15 protein-coding genes are annotated in these 18,711 nt (G+C 73.8%); 9 read left to right on the top strand and 6 right to left on the bottom strand.

The genetic code is table 11. The annotated features are described in order from the left end of the window. On the bottom strand, positions 1-894 hold the full coding sequence (locus ASF50_RS00305) for an aldo/keto reductase (protein ID WP_056903121.1): 894 nt from the start codon (positions 892-894) through the stop codon (positions 1-3). 121 nt (positions 895-1,015) lie between these two features. Between ASF50_RS00305 and ASF50_RS00300 the strand changes: the two genes are divergently transcribed. The 3 genes from ASF50_RS00300 (at position 1,016) to ASF50_RS00290 (ending at position 5,096) form a co-directional block, all read left to right on the top strand. Beyond that, positions 1,016-2,491 (top strand): protein adenylyltransferase SelO, encoded by a 1,476-nt coding sequence (locus ASF50_RS00300; RefSeq protein ID WP_082502584.1) that lies wholly within the window; start codon positions 1,016-1,018, stop codon positions 2,489-2,491. Between the two features lie 161 nt (positions 2,492-2,652). Then, on the top strand, positions 2,653-3,762 hold the full coding sequence (locus ASF50_RS00295) for an SPFH domain-containing protein (RefSeq protein WP_056903120.1): 1,110 nt from the start codon (positions 2,653-2,655) through the stop codon (positions 3,760-3,762). A gap of 14 nt (positions 3,763-3,776) precedes the next feature. Further along, complete coding sequence (locus ASF50_RS00290) at positions 3,777-5,096, top strand: hypothetical protein (RefSeq protein ID WP_200920010.1); 1,320 nt, start codon at positions 3,777-3,779, stop codon at positions 5,094-5,096. 67 nt (positions 5,097-5,163) lie between these two features. On the opposite strand, the gene ASF50_RS00285 is transcribed toward ASF50_RS00290, so the two are convergent. Further along, positions 5,164-6,864 carry a sigma-54-dependent Fis family transcriptional regulator gene (locus tag ASF50_RS00285; protein WP_056903119.1) on the bottom strand — a complete coding sequence of 567 codons (1,701 nt, stop codon included), beginning with the start codon at positions 6,862-6,864 and terminating at the stop codon, positions 5,164-5,166. Between the two features lie 279 nt (positions 6,865-7,143). Between ASF50_RS00285 and ASF50_RS00280 the strand changes: the two genes are divergently transcribed. The 3 genes from ASF50_RS00280 to ASF50_RS00270 all read left to right on the top strand — a co-directional run bounded on the left by ASF50_RS00280 (position 7,144) and on the right by ASF50_RS00270 (position 10,206). Next, a complete protein-coding gene (locus tag ASF50_RS00280; protein WP_056863050.1) occupies positions 7,144-8,256 on the top strand; it encodes an NDMA-dependent alcohol dehydrogenase in 1,113 nt (370 codons plus the stop codon). A 7-nt stretch (positions 8,257-8,263) separates the two neighbouring features. Next, on the top strand, positions 8,264-9,247 hold the full coding sequence (locus ASF50_RS00275) for an AAA family ATPase (protein WP_082502582.1): 984 nt from the start codon (positions 8,264-8,266) through the stop codon (positions 9,245-9,247). A gap of 146 nt (positions 9,248-9,393) precedes the next feature. Beyond that, entirely contained in the window at positions 9,394-10,206 is an 813-nt protein-coding gene (locus ASF50_RS00270) for a VWA domain-containing protein (protein WP_056863521.1), read from the top strand. A gap of 180 nt (positions 10,207-10,386) precedes the next feature. On the opposite strand, the gene ASF50_RS00265 is transcribed toward ASF50_RS00270, so the two are convergent. From ASF50_RS00265 to ASF50_RS00255, 3 genes are read right to left on the bottom strand one after another with little or no spacing between them, the layout of a single operon-like run. After that, a complete protein-coding gene (locus ASF50_RS00265; RefSeq protein WP_056863049.1) occupies positions 10,387-11,400 on the bottom strand; it encodes an ABC transporter permease in 1,014 nt (337 codons plus the stop codon). Further along, a complete protein-coding gene (locus ASF50_RS00260) occupies positions 11,397-13,097 on the bottom strand; it encodes a sugar ABC transporter ATP-binding protein (protein ID WP_082502580.1) in 1,701 nt (566 codons plus the stop codon). The genes ASF50_RS00265 and ASF50_RS00260 overlap by 4 nt, the downstream gene beginning before the upstream one ends. Next, positions 13,094-14,251 (bottom strand): sugar ABC transporter substrate-binding protein, encoded by a 1,158-nt coding sequence (locus ASF50_RS00255; RefSeq protein ID WP_056863048.1) that lies wholly within the window; start codon positions 14,249-14,251, stop codon positions 13,094-13,096. The genes ASF50_RS00260 and ASF50_RS00255 overlap by 4 nt, the downstream gene beginning before the upstream one ends. 190 nt (positions 14,252-14,441) lie before the next feature. Between ASF50_RS00255 and ASF50_RS00250 the strand changes: the two genes are divergently transcribed. Genes ASF50_RS00250 through ASF50_RS00240 form a run of 3 tightly spaced genes read left to right on the top strand, consistent with a single transcriptional unit; the run spans position 14,442 to position 16,926 of the window. Beyond that, positions 14,442-15,203: an SDR family NAD(P)-dependent oxidoreductase gene (locus tag ASF50_RS00250; RefSeq protein ID WP_056863047.1), complete on the top strand. Its 762-nt coding sequence runs from the start codon at positions 14,442-14,444 to the stop codon at positions 15,201-15,203. 32 nt (positions 15,204-15,235) lie between these two features. Beyond that, positions 15,236-15,958: a TetR/AcrR family transcriptional regulator gene (locus tag ASF50_RS00245; protein ID WP_162242352.1), complete on the top strand. Its 723-nt coding sequence runs from the start codon at positions 15,236-15,238 to the stop codon at positions 15,956-15,958. 2 nt (positions 15,959-15,960) lie between these two features. Further along, positions 15,961-16,926, top strand: a complete 966-nt coding sequence (locus ASF50_RS00240; RefSeq protein ID WP_056903117.1) for an alpha/beta hydrolase — start codon at positions 15,961-15,963, stop codon at positions 16,924-16,926. Here ASF50_RS00240 and ASF50_RS00235 read toward each other — a convergent pair. After that, the gene (locus tag ASF50_RS00235; RefSeq protein WP_228941292.1) at positions 16,917-18,560 is read right to left on the bottom strand and encodes a flavin-containing monooxygenase; all 1,644 of its coding nucleotides are present in this window, start codon (positions 18,558-18,560) and stop codon (positions 16,917-16,919) included. The two genes, ASF50_RS00240 and ASF50_RS00235, sit on opposite strands and share 10 nt — an antisense overlap. Between the last annotated feature and the right edge of the window lie 151 nt (positions 18,561-18,711).

Genomic DNA, 18,711 nt, shown 5'->3' with positions numbered 1-18,711 from the left:
TCAGCCCTCGGGGTCGGCGTCGAGGCGGGCGAGCTCGTCGGCGGTGAGATCGAGGTCGGCAGCCGCGGCGGAGTCGGTCACCGAGGAGGGACGCTTGGCCCCGGGGATGGGGATGACGACCGGCGACTGCGCGAGCTCCCACGCCAGCGCGACCTGCTGCGGGCTGACACCGCGCGCCTCGGCGACCTCGGCGAAGGCCGGGTGGTGGGCGGCCAGCTCCTTGGCGTCGCCCAGACCGCCCAGCGGGCTCCACGGCAGGAAGGCCAGGCCCAGCTCCTCGCAGACCTCGATCTCGGGGGCGCTGCTGCGGAACTTCGGGGAGAACTGGTTCTGCACGCTCACCAGCGCGCCGCCGAGCACGGAGTGGGCGAGACGGATCTGCTCGGGGTCGGCGTTGGAGAGCCCGAGCCGCTTCACCTTGCCGGAGTCGTGGATCTCCTTCAGCGTCGCCACCACCTCCTCGTAGGGCACGGCGGGGTCGGGCCGGTGGTGCTGCCACAGGTCGAGCTGCTCGACGCCGAGCCGCTCCAGGCTCGCGTCGACGGCCTCGTGGAGGTGCTGGCGGGAGCTGTCGACGTCCCAGCCGCCCCCGTCGGTGCGCACGTGACCGCCCTTGGTGGCCAGCAGCACCCGCTCGCGCAGCCCGAGCTCGTCGAGCAGGCCGATGGCCAGGCGCTCGTTGGCGCCCTGGGCGTCCTGGCCCAGCTCGTCGCCGGGGCCGTAGGCGTCGGCGGTGTCGAAGAGGGTCACCCCGGCCTCGACCGCCGCCTGCACGGTGTCGAGCAGCTGCTGGCGCGGCTGGGTGCCGGTCTGGTCGAAGGTCATCAGGCCCAGGCCGATCGCCCCCACCTGCACGCGTCCGACGGTGTCGTTGCCGATCTCTCGAGTCCTCATGGGTCCTGTCTACCGCCGCGCGCCGACACGCAGCACCGCCGGAGGGGTGAGCACGCCACCGACGCGCGGCTCCCGAGTCGCGTCGCACCCGGCCTCCCGGGGGCCCTCGTAGGCTCGAGTCATGAGCACGACACGCGTCACGAGCACCTCCGCGCCCGCCCTGGGCCACGTCTTCGCCGACGCGCTGCCGGAGCTGGCCAAGCCCTGGCGGGCCGAGGAGGCGCCCGAGCCCCGGCTGCTGCACCTGGGCGAGGAGCTCGCGCGCGAGCTCGGCCTCGACCCGGAGTGGCTGCGCACGCCCGAGGGCGTCGGTTTCCTCGTCGGCGGTGAGGTGCCCGAGGGCGCCCACCCCGTCGCGCAGGCCTACGCCGGGCACCAGTTCGGAGGCTTCAACCCCGGCCTCGGCGACGGCCGGGCGCTGCTGCTCGGCGAGCTCACCGCCCCCGACGGCCGCCTGGTCGACCTGCACCTCAAGGGCTCCGGCCGCACGCCGTTCGCCCGCGGCGGCGACGGCCTGGCCGCGGTCGGCCCGATGCTGCGCGAGCTGGTGGTCAGCGAGGCCATGCACGCGCTCGGCGTGCCCACCACGCGCGCGCTGGCGGTCGTCGCCACGGGTCGCGGCGTACGCCGTGAGCTCGGGGTGCTGCCCGGCGCCGTCCTGGCCCGCACGGCGGCCAGCCACCTGCGCGTCGGCAGCGTGCAGCTCGCCCGGGCCCGCGACGACCGCGACCTGCTGGCGCGTCTGGCCGACCACGCGATCGCGCGGCACCACCCGGCGGCCGCCGACGCCGAGCACCCGCACCTCGCCCTCTTCCAGGCCGTCGTGGCCGCGCAGGCCGACCTGGTGGCGCGGTGGATGCTGCTCGGCTTCGTGCACGGCGTCATGAACACCGACAACATGACCCTCTCCGGCGAGAGCATCGACTACGGCCCCTGCGCCTTCATGGAGGCCGTCGACCCCGCCACCGTCTTCAGCTCCATCGACCACGCCGGCCGCTACGCCTACGCCCAGCAGCCGCCGATCGCGGAGTGGAACCTCGCCCGTCTCGCCGAGGCGATGCTGCCGCTGCTGCACGACGACCAGGAGCAGGCCGTGGCGCTGGCCGTCGAGGCGCTCGGCGGCTTCCGCCGGCGCTACGACGCCGCCTGGACCGAGGGGATGCGCGCCAAGCTCGGCCTGCCCGAGGGCGTGGCGCCCGACGTGGTGCTCGCGCTGGCCACCGACCTGCAGGCGCTCATGCAGGCCGGCCGCGTCGACCACACGTCCTTCCACCGGTCGCTGTCGGCGGCGGCGCGCGGCGACGCCGAGCCGGTGCGCGGGGTCGTGCTCGACCTGCCCGCGCTCGACGCGTGGCTCGAGCGGTGGCGCGCGCTGGGGCCCGACCCCGACGCGATGGACCGGGTCAACCCGCTCTACGTCCCGCGCAACCACCTGGTCGAGGAGGCCCTCGACGCCGCCACCGCGGGCGACCTCGCTCCGCTCGAGCGGCTGCTGGACGCGGTCAGGTCGCCCTACGTCGAGCGCCCCGGCCTCGAGGCCTTCGCGGCCCCCGCACCGCCCGACTTCGGCGCCTACACCACCTACTGCGGCACCTGAGCCCGCACGGCCCCCACCCCGCGCGGACCCCGCGCCCACCCTGCGCCCACCCTGCGCCCACGACGCCGCCTGGGGAGTTCGCCCGCGCGGCGGCCCCCGGCCCCCTACGCTCGGCGGGTCGGGCACAGGGCCGGCGCGCGAGCTGAGGAGACGAGACGGCGATGGGCTTCATGGACAAGGTGCGCGGGCAGTTCATCGACATCGTCGAGTTCCTCGACGACGGCCGCGACACCATCGTGTGGCGCTTCCCGCGCCAGGGCAACGAGATCAAGAACGGCGCGAAGCTCGTGGTGCGCGAGGGCCAGGTGGCCGTCTTCGTCGACGAGGGCCAGATCGCCGACGTCTTCAGCCCCGGCACCCACACCCTCGACACCCAGAACCTGCCGGTGCTCTCGACCCTCAAGGGCTGGAAGTACGGCTTCGACTCCCCCTTCAAGGCCGAGGTCTACTTCGTCGGCACGCGGCTCTACACCGACCTCAAGTGGGGCACCCAGAATCCGGTGACCGTGCGCGACGCCGAGTTCGGGATGGTGCGGCTGCGGGCCTTCGGGGCCTACGCGCTCCAGGTCGTCGACCCCGCCGCGCTGCTGCGCCAGCTCGTCGGCACCGACCCCGACTTCCGCACCGACGAGGTCGCGGAGTTCCTCCGGCAGAACATCGTCAGCCAGGTCGGCACGGCCCTGGCCAACTCCCAGCTCCCGATGCTCGACCTCGCCGCCCAGCAGCAGACCATCGCCGCGACCCTCGCCGGGACGCTGACCACGAGCCTGGCCGACATGGGCGTGAGCATCCCGAAGTTCGTCATCGAGAACATCTCGCTGCCCCCGGAGGTCGAGGCCGCCCTCGATAAGCGCACCCAGATGGGGGTGCTGGGCAGCCTCGACCAGTACGCGAAGTTCCAGGCCGCCACCGCCATCGGCGACGCCGCCACCAACCCCGGCGGCGCGGGCGAGGGCCTCGGCATGGGCATGGGCATCGCCCTGGGCCAGCAGATCGCCCAGGCCATGGCTCCCCAGGCCGCTCCCCAGGCCGCTCCGCCGGGTCCGCCGCCCCTGCCCGGGGCGGCCCAGCCCTGGTTCCTGGCCGTGGGCGGCCAGCAGGTCGGACCGGTCCCCGCTGCCGACCTGCCCGGCCGGGTCGCCTCGGGCGAGCTCACCGCGACCACCCTGGTCTGGCAGCAGGGCATGACCGCCTGGACCGCGGCGGCCGAGGTGCCGGCGCTGTCCGCGCTCCTCGCCGCCACGCCGCCGCCGCTGCCGCCCCAGGCCTGAGCCGAGGAGACCCGGTGCCCACCGACCCGACCCCCACCGGCCAGCAGCCCGCCGACCCGGCGGGTCCCCCTCCGCTGCCCGGCGGGCGCACCGCGGGGCCACCGCCGCTGCCCGAGCCGCCCGCGACCTCGCCCCCCGGCGCAGCCCGCGTGGTCGACCCGGTCGGCCCGGTCGGCCCGGTCGACGCGAGCGACCCGGTGACCCCGGGCGCCGCGACGCTCAGCGCCACCTGCGGCAGCTGCGGCGCGCAGGTCGCCCACGCCCCCGGCACGACCTCCCTGCGCTGCGGCTCGTGCGGCGCGCAGACCGCCATCGCCGCGACCGGAGCCACGATCCGCGAGCACTCCTACGACGCGTGGCGCGCGCGCAACGGCGACACGACGGTCGCCTCGATCGGAGCCCACGTGCTCCAGTGCGGCGGGTGCGGCGCACGCACCGAGACCGTCGACCTGGCCGGGCGCTGCCAGTTCTGCAGCGGTGCCCTGGTGGTCGTCGACCACCCCGAGGGTCTCGTGGCGCCCGAGGCGGTCATCCCGTTCCACGTCGACGAGTCGGGCGCCCAGCGGGCCTTCGGCGAGTGGGTCGGCTCGCGGCGCTTCGCCCCGGGGGCCCTGAAGGAGGTCGGCTCGACCCACGGCCTCCAGGGCACCTACGTGCCGCACTGGACCTTCGACGCCCAGACCGTCACCGACTACACCGGCCAGCGCGGCGAGCACTACTACGTCACCCGCACCCGCACGGTCTCCGACGGCAAGGGCGGCACGAGGACCGAGACCTACCAGGAGCGCCGGACGCGGTGGCACCCCGCGTCGGGTCGCGTCTCCCGCGGCTTCGACGACGTCCTGGTCGTCGCCAGCGAGCGGCTGGAGCCGGGGAAGCTGGCGAAGATGGGGCCCTGGACGCTCGCCGACGCGCGCCCCTTCCAGCAGGAGTACCTCACCGGCTACTCCGCCCTGCGCTACGACGTCGACCCGCAGGAGGGCGCCAAGGAGGCCCGCGGCCAGATGCGCGAGGTCATCGAGGACGACTGCCGCCGTGACATCGGCGGTGACGAGCAGCGCGTCAGCGACATGGACGTCACCTACGCCCAGGCGACCTTCAAGCTGCTGCTCGTGCCGCTCTGGCTGGCCAGCTACCTCTACCGCGGCACGACCTACCAGGTGATGGTCAACGCCACCACCGGCGAGGTCGTGGGCGACCGGCCCTGGAGCGTGCCGAAGATCCTCGCCGCCGTGCTGGTGGCGCTGCTGCTCGTCGGCGCCGTCGTCGCCGCCCTCGTGCTCACCGGCGACAGCAGCACCGCCCCGACGCCCGCCCCCGGCACCCGACCCTGATCCACGCCCCGGTCCACGCCCCGGTCCACGCCCCGGTCCACGCCCCGGTCCACGCCCCGGTCCAGGCTCAGCCGTTGATGCGCAGCGCCCGCATCCGCGCGTAGAGCGTGGTGCGCGAGAGCCCGAGCGCCTCGGCGGCGCGCACCTTGACCCCGCCGGCGTCGCGCAGCGCGGTGACGATGACGTCGCGCTCGGCCTGCTCCAGCGCGGTGAGGGCGCCGGCAGGAGCACCCGAGCGGTACTGCTCCGGCAGGTCGTCGACGGTCAGGCCGCCGGTGGAGCGGGCCTGCGCCAGGTGGACCACCACGGCCTTGAGCTCGCGCAGGTTGCCCGGCCACGCCTGGGCGCACAGGGCCTCGACCACGCGTGGGGTCAGGTGCACGGGGCGCCCGCCCGCGACCTCGCGCAGCATGGAGGCCGCGAGCTCCGGCACGTCCTGACGGCGGGCCGCCAGCGGCACCAGCTCCTCGCGCCGGGTGGCCATGCCCGCGAGCGTGGCGGCCGCGCCCTGCAACCCCGCGACGGGGCCCGAGGTCAGCACGAGGTCGGGTCGGGTGGGGGCGTCGACCCACCCGGTCACGACGTCGAGCAGGGCGTCGGGAAGCAGGTCGATGCCGTCGACGCAGACGGTGCCCGACCCCCGCCGCATGGCGGCCTCGAACTGTCGGGCCCACTCCTCGGCGCCCTCCAGCAGCGCGGTCGCGGGTCGCATCACCTGCACGGGGAGGTGGTCGGCGGCCAGCGCGCGGGCGCGGGTGGTGCGGCCGCTGCCCGAGACGCCCGCGACGAGCCGGGGCGGTCCGACCCGGTCGCGACGGGTGCGGCTGCGGGTGGTCACCGCCCGCGCCAGCGCACCGCTCACCTTGTCGACGCGCAGCAGCGCACCGCGGCGGGCTCCGCTCACGCGGGTGACCTCGACGCTCACCGGCTGGCCCGACTCCAGGGTCAGCTCGATGGCCTGCTGGTCGCGCTGCTGGGGCTCGTCGGCCAGCACCCGCAGGAGGGCGACGTCGGCGGGGCTGAGCAGGTCCTGCGCGGCGTGGTTCGAGAGCACGATGTCCTCGCCGACGGCCAGGATCGGACGGCGCCGCAGACCCACCGCGCCCTGGAAGGCCGCCAGCAGGCTCTTCTCCGAGGCCCGGCTGCCGTCGAGGAGGCGCTGCTCGATCTCGTGCACGGCGCGCGAGACCAGCGGCGCCAGCAGCGGGCTGGCCTGCTCGCGCAGCGCGGTGAGGTCCAGCACGCCCTCGATCCGCTTGGTCAGGGGGTGACGGATCGGGTGGCCGTAGCAGCTGAAGGCCTGCAGGGCCTCCACGAAGTGCTCGCTGCCGTGCACGGCGACGCCGTGGCGGGCGACCATCGCGGTGCCCAGCGCGTTGGTGCCGATGCGCTCCTCGAGCAGGCTGGCGCCGACGCGCACGTCGAGGGAGTCGAAGGCCTCGCCGAGCCGCGGGTCGTCGCACCAGCGCCGGGCCACGCGGCAGTCGCGGTCGACGAGCACGGTGGAGTAGCGGCTGCCGCGCAGCCCCTCCTCGAGGTCCTCGAGCACCGGCACGGCGCCGCGCAGCAGCGTGCTGCCGACGTCGGCGACCGTCTCCACCCCCGCGTCGGCGTCGGTGTCCACGGGCGCCGCGGGGTCGAGACCGGCGAGGCGCACACGGCGCCAGGAGGAGGCGATCTCCTCGCGCACGCCCGGCGCCCCGGCCGCGGGCGCCCCGGCCGCGGGGGGCAGGCCGGGACCCGCAGCCGCGCCGCTGGTGCGCCTCATCGGTCCTCCCGGGCCCGCTGGCGGTCGCGGGCGGTCGACGTGTGTCGCAGGTCACACCCTGCGCCGTCGAGGTTGGTCCGCGGTTGCCCGACCCCGCGGCGGCGCAGTGCCACCCCGACGCCGGACCCGGGGTGCGACGGAGTGTGCAGAGACTGAACAGTCACCCCGCCCCCGGCTTGTCATGGTGTGGCTCCCGTCACGTCGCCCGACGACCCGCGCCCGGCCGCTGCGCCGCCGCGGCCGCCCGGCGGACCGCCGTACACCCCAGAGGAGCCACCGATGAAGACCATCGCCGCCGTCGTCTACGAGCCCGGCAAGCCGATCGAGATCGAGGAGCTCGACCTCGACGGCCCCCAGGCCGGTGAGGTGCTGATCCGCTACACCCACGCCGGGCTGTGCCACTCCGACGTGCACATCGCCCACGGCGACCTCGAGGCGCGCCTGCCGATGGTGCTGGGCCACGAGGGCGCCGGGATCATCGAGGAGGTCGGGCCGGGCGTGACGCGCGTGCAGCCCGGCGACCACGTGGTCTGCTCCTTCATCCCCAACTGCGGGTCGTGCCGCTACTGCGCCAACGGCCAGCAGTCGATCTGCGACATGGGCGCCACCATCCTCGAGGGCTACCTGCCCGGGGAGCGCTTCCCGATCACCGGCCCGCGCGGGCAGTACGGCGCGATGTGCATGCTCGGCACCTTCAGCCAGTACGGCGTGATCCACCAGAACTCCTGCGTCAAGGTCGACGACGACCTGCCGCTGGAGAAGGCGGTGCTGGTGGGCTGCGGCGTGCCGACCGGCTGGGGCGCGGCGGTCAACACCGCTGGCGTGCGCGCCGGCGACACGGTCGCGATCTTCGGCATCGGCGGCATCGGCATCAACGCCGTGCAGGGCGCGCGCCTCAGCGGCGCGAAGAACATCGTGGTCGTCGACCCCCTGGAGAACAAGCGCGAGAAGGCCATGGAGCTCGGCGCCACCCACGCCTTCGCCAGCGCCGAGGAGGCCCAGGACACCATCACCGACCTCACCCGCGGCCAGATGGCCGACTCCGCCATCCTCACCCCGGGACTGATGACCTCCGAGATCGTGGCCAGCGGCTTCAACGCCGTCGGCAAGGGAGGCACGGTCGTGCTGACCGGGCTCAACAAGCTCGACGAGCAGAACATCGAGCTGCCGGGCTCGATCATGACCCTCTACCGCAAGACCCTCAAGGGCAGCCTCTTCGGCGACTGCAACCCCACGACCGACATCCCGAAGATCCTCGGGCTCTACCAGAGCGGCGACATCAAGCTCGACGAGATCATCACCCGCACCTACCGCCTCGACCAGGTCAACGAGGGCTACGACGACCTGCTGGCCGGCAAGAACGTGCGTGGCGTCGTCGTGCACGAGCACTGAGCGGCCCGTGCCCGACCACCCCACCCCGGTCACCGCGGGCGCGACGGCCGACGCCGTCGCGCCCGTGGCCGCGGTCGACCGCTCCGAGGAGGCCCAGGTGCTCCAGGCGGCGCTGCGCAGCGGCGCCCACGTGCTCCTCGAGGGACCGCCCGGCACCGGCAAGTCGACCCTGCTGCGCCAGGTCGCGCGCGAGCGCGACATCCCCTTCGTGCTCGTCGAGGGCAACGCCGAGCTGACCCCCGCGCGGCTGGTCGGCCACTTCGACCCCGCGCTGGTGCTGGCCCGCGGCTACAGCCCGGAGATCTTCGAGGACGGGCCGCTGCTGGCCGCGATGCGCTCGGGAGGCCTGCTCTACGTCGAGGAGCTCAACCGGATCCCGGAGGAGACCCTCAACGTCCTGCTGGCCGCGATGTCGGAGAAGGAGATCACCGTGCCCCGCCTGGGCTGCGTGGTCGCCGCGCCCGGCTTCGGCCTGGTCGCCGCCATGAACCCCTTCGACGCGATCGGCACCGCGCGGGTCTCCAGCGCGCTCTACGACCGCACCTGCCGGATCTCGATGGGCTACCAGCCCGCCGAGGCCGAAAGGGCCATCGTGGCGCTGCACACCGGCGGCCCGGGCAGCACCGGCGGCACCGGCGGCACCGGCGGCACCGCCGGTCCGGAGTGGGAGGCGAAGGTCGTCGAGCTGGTGCGCGCCACCCGCGAGCACCCCGACCTCGAGTGGGGCTCCTCGGTGCGCGGCGCGATCGACGTGGCCCGGATCACCGTCGAGCTGGCCGCCCTGCGCGGCGTGCCCGCCACCGAGTGGCACGTCGGCCTGGCCGCCGCGAAGGCCTCGCTCACGGGGCGGGTCAGGCTGCACGAGGGCTGCGGCCGCACCCCCGAGCAGGTCGTCACCGAGCTGTGGACCCGTGTCTTCGGGCCGCCCCCGGAGACCGACCCGCCCGACGGCGCGCCCGACACCGGGGAGGCGGGGCCGGGGGAACCCTGAGCCCGCCCACCCCGGCGGGCTCGCCCCCCTCACCCTCGGCCCCCTCCAAGCCACAGCCCCGCGAGCGACTGCGCAACGAGCGCACCACCGGGCGCTCGGAGCTGGCCCGCAACCCCCGCTTCGCCGAGCTCTCCCCCGAGACCGGCGTGCTCGACCAGGACGCCCTCGACGCCGCGCTGCGCGAGGACCCCGACCTCACCCTCACGCTGCTGGTCGACATGTCGCGGGCCACGGACGAGGCGCTGCGCGCCCAGGTACGCCGGCTGGCCCCCCGCCTCGTGCTCGACCAGACCCGTCGTGGTCTCCCCCGGTCGGCCGGGGTCGCCCGCCGGCGCACGCGCCCCGCCGTGGCGGGCGGCGACCTCGACCTCGACCGCTCGATGGAGGCCGTCGTCGGCGCCCGCGCCGAGGGCCGCATGCCGCGCCTCGACGAGCTGGTCTCCTCCGACTGGGCCCGCCCCGACCTCGCGCTGTGCCTCGTGGTCGACCGCTCGGGGTCCATGAACGGCGCCCGCCTGACCGCCGCCGCCGTGACGACCGCCGCGTGCGCCAGCATGGCTCCGCGCGAGCACGCCGTGCTGACCTTCGCCTCCGGCGTCGACGTCCTCGCCCCGCTCACCGCGCGCCGCCCGGCCACCGAGACCATCGCCACGGTGCTCGCGCTGCGCGGCCACGGCACCACCGCCCTGCCCGCCGCCCTCGACGCCGCGCGGCTCCAGCTCTCGCGCGCCACCGCCCGCCGCCGGGTCACCCTGCTGCTCTCCGACTGCCGCACCACCGACGACGACGCCGTGCCCGCGGCCAGCCGGCTCGACGAGCTGGTCGTCCTCGCCCCGGCCGACGACGACGAGGAGGCCCGCCGCCTGGCCCTGCGTGCCGGCGGGCGCTGCGCCAGCGTCGCCGGCGTGCTCGACGTGCCCCGCGCCCTCAACCGTCTCCTCGCCGACGACCGGCCCTAGACCACGCCTCGCCCGGCAGCCCCGGCGACCGCAAGCCCTCGACGGGCACGGCCTGGCTGCTGCTCGTGCTGCTGACCCCGTGGCTGGGCCTCGAGGCGTGGTCGCTCAGATCCGCCCGGCTGCGCTGCGTCGACAACGTCACGCGACTGACGGCAGCCTTCCAGTGAGCGCCGCCGGGCCTCACGGAGCGGCAGCGACACGGGCGTCGCTCGGGGCCTCCCCCCTGACGAGCTTGCGACGGGCCTTCTCCTCGGCCGCCCGCTGGCGTCCGAGGGCGACGGCGACGGCGGCGACGAGCGCACCGCCGCTGAACATCGGGTCGAGCCACTGGGCGTTGGTGGCCAGCTGGAGACCCTTGACCCCGGTGGCCAGCACGAAGATGGCGAGCACCGTGCCCCAGACGTTGAAGCGGCCCGGGATGACCTGCGTGGACCCGAGGAAGACCGCCGCGAAGGCGGGCAGCAGGAGCGAGGCGCCGTAGGTCAGCGACGGCCCGGCGAGGGAGGCGTAGATCGCCCCGGTGAGACCCGCGATGGTGCCGGAGGCGATGAGGGCCAGCCACGTGTAGAGGTCCACGCGCGCGCCGGACAGGCGTGCCGCCTCCGGACTGCTGCCGATGGCGAAGAGGTAGCGGCCCACCGGGGTGTGCTGGAGCACCCACCACAGCAGGACGGCCAGGATCAGCATGTAGACCACGACCACCTGGAAGCCCAGGATGGTGGACTGGGTGAACGCGGCCCACGAGGCGTTGATCGGTGGGAGCGGCTGGGCGTTGTCGGTGATGATGATCTGGAAGGCCGCGATCATCGACGAGGTGCCGAGCGTGGTGATGAAGGAGCTCACCTTGAGCTTGACCACGATGAAGCCGTTGACGGCTCCGATGAGGGTGCCGAGCAGCGTGCACACCACGACCACGGTCGGCCACGCCCAGTCGTCGTTGACCAGCATGACCGCGGAGATGGTCGAGATGTTGGCCGTGGCGCCGACCGAGAGGTCGAAGGCACCGCACGCCAGCGGCACCAGGATCGCGAGGGCCAGCATCGCCGCGATCGACCGGTCGGCGGCGATCGAGTGCACCGTCGCCATGGTCGGGAAGTAGAGCGGCTGCCAGACCGAGAAGACCACGATGAGCACGGCCCACAGGTAGAGGCCGCTGAAGCGTTCGAGGCCGAGGCCGCGCGGGAGCCGGGTCATCGCAGATCTCCTTCGAGGCTGCCGACCGCCGCACGGTCGGAGCGGTGGTCGACAGGGTGGTCGGGCGAGTCGGTCGTGAGGTGGGGGTGGCGGAGGTCAGCCGGGTCGCCCTCGCTCTCCATCACCTCCATGAGGTCGGAGGCCTGGTCGGGCTCGATGCCGAGGCAGGCGCGGGTCAGGGCGTGGGCACTGATCTCGTCGCCGACGAGCTCCTCGACCAGCTCCCCCACCCTGAGCACGAGGACGCGGTCACAGACCGCGATCAGCTCCTCGGTGTCGCTGGAGCTGACCAGCACGGCGGCGCCCCGCTCGGCGGCCTCGAAGAGCGCGCGGTGGAGCTCGGCCTTGGCGCCGACGTCGACGCCCTGGGTGGGCTCGTCGAGCAGGAAGAGCACCGGCTGACGCTCGAACCACTTGCCGTAGACGATCTTCTGCTGATTGCCCCCGCTGAAGGTCGACATCGCACGCTCGGTGCCGGACCGGGGCCGCACGTCGAGCCGCTCGAACCAGCCCGTGGCGAGGTCGTGTTCGCGGCGCCGACTGAGGCCGGCGCCGCGCCAGAGGCTGCGCAGGCTGCCGAACCCGATGTTCTCGCGGGCGGGCAGGTCGACGAAGCAGCCCTCGAGCTTCCGCTCGGCCGGCACGTAGGCCACGCCGGCGGCCATCGCACGGTCGGGTCGGTCGGCCCCGACCCGTCGTCCCGCGACCCTCACCTCGCCGTGGTCGCGGTGTCGTGCCCCGAAGACGGTGCCCAGGAGCGAGTCGCGCCCCGAGCCGGTGATCCCGGCCACGCCGACCACCTCGCCGGGACGGACCTCCAGGTCGATCCCGTGCAGGCTCTCCGAGCCCAGGCCGGTGACGCTGAGGGCCGGCTCGGAGGCCGGGTCCGACCGCAGTGGCGGCCGCTCCTGGGCTTCGAGAGCGGCCCCCAGCAGGTGGTGCAGCAGGGAGTCGCGGGTCAGGCCGGCCACCGGCTGGGTCGTCATCCGCACCCCGTCGCGGAGCACGGTGGCCGCCGTGGCGACGGCGAAGACCTCGTCGAGGCGGTGGGTGACGTAGAGGACGCCGATGCCGCGTGCCGAGACCCGGCCGACGATCTCGAGGAGGGCCTCGACCTCGTGCTCGGGCAGTCGTGCGGTGGGCTCGTCGAGCACCAGCAGGTGCACGGGGCTGGACTCGTCGTCGAGCAGGGCGCGGGCGACGGCGACGCCGGTCTTCTGGGCCGGGGAGAGCCGGCCGACGTGACGGTCGGGGTCGACCTCCACGCCCACCGACTCCAGCGCGCGGGCGGCCCGTGCCCGGGCCGCGCGGCCGCGGATCGTCCCGAAGCGCGTCGGGAAGCCAGGGCCGAAGGCGAGGTTGTCGCTGACCGAGCAGTCCTCGACCAGCCCGAGGTCCTGGTGCACGAAGCGCGCACCCAGGGCGTACGACGACGCCGCGCTGCCCGTCACCAGCTCCTCGCCGCCGATGCGGATGGAGGCCCCGGGATCGGGGCGGTGGAAGCCCGAGAGGGTCTTGATGAGCGTGGACTTGCCCGATCCGTTCTCGCCCAGCAGGGCGTGGACCTCCCCCGCGCCGATGCGCAGGTCGACGTCGCGCAGCGCGTGACCGCCGACGAAGGTCTTGGTGAGACCGACGATGTCGAGCGCCGGGGCGGAGTCCGTCCCGGCCGTCGCGGAGGAGGTCCCGGTGCTCACTTGCCCCACAGCGCCTTGTACTGCTCGCGGTAGTCCTCGGGGAACCCGAGCCCGGCGGGAGAGGGCGTGCCGACGTTGTCCTGCACGGCGATCATCTGCACGCGACCCCCGTCGGCCTCGGGCACGTCCATGCCGGTCATGGTGCGGGCGACGATGTCGACCGCGGTCCACCCGTACTGGTCCTCGGCGGTGGCGCTCACCGCCGCGATGTCGCCGCTGACGACACCCTGCAGGCTGTTGATGTCGGGCGAGCCGCCCACCACCTTGACCCCGCTGATGCCGGCGGCCTCGAGGGCGCTGGGCAGGCCTGCGGCGAGGAAGGCGGTGTCGGTCGAGACGACGTAGTCGATGTCGGGCTTCTTCTGCAGCTCCGAGACCACCGACGGGACGATGCCGTTGGAGGCCAGCTGGGCAGGGGCGTTCTCCAGCTCGGTGATGGTGCAGCCCGAGCAGTACTCCGCGATGCCCTCGCGGAAGCCGTCGCCGTAGGCGGCGAGCACCGCGAAGGCCGGCACGTCCTGGAGCAGGATGGTGGCGTCGGCCGCGGAGTCGGCGGTGACCCAGGCGGCCATGGCCTTGCCGGAGGCCGCGTAGTCGAGCTGGCTGGCCGAGCCCTGCGTGACGGGGCCACCCGGCTCGGTGTCGCCCACGGCGACCGGGGTGATGATCACGCCGGCGTCCTCGAAGTCCTGGACGAGGGGCTGCCACAACGTCTGGCTGAAGCCGATCGGGGCCACGGCGAAGGGGTCGTAGGTCAGCGCCTCCTTCATGGCCGAGGTCAGCGTGGCGCCGTCGGTGGTCTTGTAGGCCAGCAGCTCTGTCTCCCACCCCATGGCCTCGGCGGCCTCGAGGGTGCCGTCGGAGATCAGCTGGCACTGGGGCAGCTCACAGGTGATGACGACGAAGGGCTTGTCGCTGGAGGTGTCGCCGGTGATCGGCTCGGTCTGGTTGATGGTGCTGGGCGTCTCCAGGAGTGGGGTCACCACCTCCTGGGCGGCGCTCACCTCGGCCTCGGCGGCCGACCCGGCCTCGGCCGTCGCCGCGGCCTCCGGCGCTCCTGCGGAGTCCTCGGGAGCGGCGCAGGCGCCGAGGATCAGCATCCCGGCGGCGGCGATCCCTGCCATGCCGCGCAGTCGTGCGTGGTGGTTGGTCATCGGTGGGTCCCTTCGAAGGCCCGAGAAGCACGGCGACGAGCCTGGCGGCGCGTCATGTGTCGTGCATCACAACAGCCTGCGATCCGACTGTCAACTGCCGTGTTGACTAAATCTACGAACGTGTTGACCTGGGTCGACGTCGGTCCTACCGTCGACCCACGCCCGCCGGGCGACAAGGAGGAGCACCCGCATGAGCGTTCTCGACCGGTTCCGACTCGACGGCCAGGTCGCCGTCGTCACGGGCGCCTCCTCAGGGCTGGGGGTCGCCTTCGCCGTGGCCCTCGCCCAGGCCGGCGCCGACGTCGTGCTCGCCGGTCGACGTGAGGAGCGGCTGCGCGAGACCGCCCTCCTCGTCGAGGCGGAGGGGCGCCGGGCAGTGCCGGTCGCGACCGACGTGACCGACCCGACGGCCTGCACGACACTCGCGCAGACCGCCATGGAGCACCTGGGCCGCATCGACGTCCTGGTCAACAACGCTGGCGTGGGCACGGCGCACCCCGCCACACGGGAGACACCGGAGCAGTTCCGCGAGGTGCTCGCGACCAACCTCGAAGGTGCCTACTGGATGGCCCAGGCCTGTGGCCGGGTGATGCGCCCCGGGAGCAGCATCGTCAACATCTCCAGCGTCATCGGACTCCGCCCCCAGCCCCTCCCCCAGGCCGCCTACGCCTCGAGCAAGGCCGCGCTCATCGGTCTCACCCGCGACCTTGCCAACCAGTGGACCCGCCGCAAGGGGATCCGTGTCAACGCCATCGCGCCCGGTTTCTTCGAGACCGAGATCAGCGACGGCTACGCACCGGGCTACGTCGACACCCAGCTGGAGCGGGTCGCGGTGGGTCGCCAGGGCGACCCCGAGGAGGTCGCCGCGACGCTGGTGTGGCTGGCCAGCAGCGCCGCCGGCTACGTCACGGGGCAGACCGTGGTGGTCGACGGTGGGTACGTGATCGGGTGAGCGCCACGGCGCGGCGCACTAGGGTGCCCGACGTGAGCGACGACCGCACCCCTCCCCTCTCCAGCGGCGCGGGCGACCCGCCTCCGGCCGACCCTCCCGCCGCCGACCCCGACGACAGCGGCATCGGCCGGCGCCGGGCCGCCGCGCGAGGACGCAAGAAGGGCGGCTACAGCCTCAGACGGACCGAGATCATCAACGCCGCCGCACAGGTCTTCAAGGTCCGCGGCTACCAGGGCACGTCGCTGGCCGACATCGCCGAGGCCGTCGGCACGGAGCGGGCCAGCCTGTACTACTACGTCAGCAGCAAGGAGGAGCTCCTCGACGAGGTCGTCACCGACGTCGTCAAGGCCAACCTCGTGGTCGCCGAGGGCATCCGCGACTCCGACCAGCCGGCGCCCGCGAAGCTGCGCGAGCTGATCACCTCGCTCATGGTCAGCTACGCCGAGAACTACCCGTTCCTCTACGTCTACCTCCAGGAGAACCTCGCCCACGTCGCCGAGGCGCGACGCGAGTGGGCCGAGGAGATGCGCAAGGTCAACCGTCGCTGGGAGGAGGCCGTCACCGCGATCGTCACCCAGGGCGTCGAGGAGGGCACCCTGCGTCCGGTCACCGACCCGCGGGTCATGGCCTACGGACTGATCGGGATGGTCAGCTGGACCAACCGCTGGTTCAACCCCGAGCGTTCCGCCGTCGACGCCGCCACCATCGGGGAGTCCTACGCCAGCATGCTCCTGGACGGCGTGGAGGTGAGGTGAGCGTGGCGGAGCCCACCGCCCACCCCGACGTGGCGCGCCTCGTGGCCCAGTTCGACGAGCTGGCCGTGCCGACCTACGACACCGTGAGCGTGCCGCACGCCCGCGCGCTGCTCGACGGAGTGCTGCGCCTGCAGCACCCGGCCACCCCGGTCGCCGGGGTGCGCGACGTGCTGCTGCCCGGAGACGCCGGCTTGCTGCCCGCCCGGGTCTACCACCCCTCGCCCGACGAGCAGCGCCCGCTGGTGCTCTACCTGCACGGTGGCGGGTTCGTGCTCGGCGGGCTCAAGGCCGCCGACCGTCCGTGCCGGGCCCTGGCCGCCGCGAGCGGCTGCGTCGTGGTCTCCCTCGACTACCGCCGGGCACCGGAGACCCGCTTCCCCGGCCCGCTGCTCGACTGCGTCGCGGCCGCGCGCGCCCTCGCCGCCGACCCTGCCGCGCTCGGGGGCGACCCCGCACAGGCGCTGGTGCTGGTCGGCGACAGCGCGGGTGGCAACCTCGCCGCCGCGACGGCGCTCGAGCTGCGCGACAGCCCAGGGGCCGTGCGGGCGCAGGTGCTCGTCTACCCGTGCCTGCACCCCGCCCTCGACACGCCCTACGCCTCCTACCGCCGCCGCGCCGACGGACCGCTCATGACCGCGCGGGAGCTGGCGTGGTTCTGGGACCTCTACCTGCCCTCGCCCGCGGCCGGCCGGGACCCGCGCGCGGCGCCCGTGCTGGCCGAGGACCTCAGCGGCCTCCCGCCGACCACCATCGTGACCGCGGAGCTCGACCCGCTGCGCGACGAGGCGCTGCACTACGCCGCGCGTCTCGCCGAGGCCGGCGTCGCTGTCGAGGAGACGACGTACGCCGGGGCGGCGCACGGATTCTGGTGGATGGACGCGGCGCTCAGCCAGGCCGCCGAGCTGACGGAGCTCCTGGCCGCGACCTGCGCCGGCGGCGCTGGTCCGACCTGGTCGGCTCAGGCCTGAGCCGGCTCCCGCTCGCGGCTCGAGGAGAGCTCGAAGCCGGAGTAGCCCTCGTCGACCACCCGCTCCAGGATCCTGCGGTAGGCGCGCACGCCACCGGGGTAGGGCATGAAGACCCGAGGCTTCCCCTCGACCTCGTCACCGTTGTAGTAGCTCGTGGCGAGCGGGTAGAGCGTCTCCTGGGCCCGCTCGTTCACGTGGGCCACCCACGCCTGCTCGGCCGCCTCGGTCGCCTCGACGACGTCGGCGCCGACGGACTCCAGGTGGGCGAGGAGCGCGGCGATCCAGTCGACGTGCTGCTCGGTCGACAGCAGCACGTTGCTCAGCAGGGAGGGGCTGCCCGGACCTGCGACGATGAACAGGTTGGGGAAGTCGTGCACGCACAGCCCGAGCTGAGTGACCGGCCCGGCCGACCACTTCTCCTTCAACGTGAGCCCACCCCGACCGGTGATGGTCGGACGCAGCAGGGAGCCCGTGAGGGCGTCGAAGCCGGTGGCGAATACGACGACGTCGAGGTCGTGCTCCGCACCGCTCGCCGTGCGGAGCCCGGTCGGGGTCATCGCCTGCAGCGGATCCTCCCGGATGTCGGCGAGCGTGACGTCGTCGCGGTTGAAGGTCTCGAAGTAGCCACTGTCGACCGAGGGGCGCTTGGCGGCGAAGGGGAAGTCGCGCGGCATCAGCTTCTCGCGCAGCACGGGGTCGTCGATCTTGGCGGCGATCTTCTCCCGGATGAAGTCGGCGGCGGTGTCGTTGGCGGCCCGGTCGCGCAGGATGTCGTAGTAGACGAGCGCGAACCCGAAGCCGGCGGTGGCCCAGTAGTCCTCGTAGCGCTCACGACGCTCGGCGTCGCTCACCTCGAGCGCGGAGGTCCTGCTGATGGGGATGGTGCCGAGACCGCTCGGCGAGTTGCGCGAGGCCTCGCGGCGCTCGGCGTAGGACGCCTTGACCTCGGCGTCACGCTCGTCACTGATCGGCCCGTTGGTGGCCGGCACGCTGAAGTTGGGGGTGCGCTGGAAGACCGTGAGGTGGGCGGCCTCCTGGGCGACGACGGGGATCAGCTGCATGCCGGACGACCCGGTGCCGATGACCCCGACCCGCTTGCCGGACAGGTCGACGCCCTCGCGGGGCCACTGCGCGGTGAGCAGCACCTGGCCGCGGAAGTCGTCCTGGCCGGGCAGGCTCGGGGTCTTGGTGGTCGAGAGCTGCCCCGTGGCCATGACCAGGAAGCGGGACCTCCAGGCCCCGCCACTCTCGGTGCTCACCGACCAGCGGGCGCTCGCGTCGTCCCAGGTGGAGTCGACCATCCGCTGGCCGAGGCGGACGTCTCGACGCAGGTCGAAGCGCTCGGCCACGTGGTGGATGTAGCGCAGGATCTCGGGCTGGGTCGCGTAGCGCTCGCTCCAGCGCCACTCCTGCTCGAGCTCGGAGGAGAAGCCGTAGGAGTAGTCGTAGCTCTCCACGTCGCAGCGCGCACCGGGGTAGCGGTTCCACTGCCAGACGCCGCCGATGTCGTCGCCCGCCTCGAGCACCACCACCGAGTGGCCCGCCCCGCGCAGCGTGTGCAGGGCACGCAGACCGGCGAAGCCGGCCCCCACCACCACGACGTCGACCTCGGTCACGTCCACCACAGGGTCCACCACAGCCGGTCTCCTCGCTCGTCGTGCTCCGGAACACCGACGGTAGCCATCGCGATCCGCTCGGTCAACACACTTGTTGACGGGACAGGGAGGACTCCTTGCGACACCCCGCGTCAACGCTTATGTTGATCCACAGTGACGTGCATCACCC

Source organism: Nocardioides sp. Leaf307 (genome assembly GCF_001423135.1).
Classification (GTDB): Bacteria; Actinomycetota; Actinomycetes; order Propionibacteriales; family Nocardioidaceae; genus Nocardioides; species Nocardioides kribbensis.
Note: the sequence above shows the minus strand (reverse complement) of the source record. Positions and strands in the feature narration are given on the sequence as shown.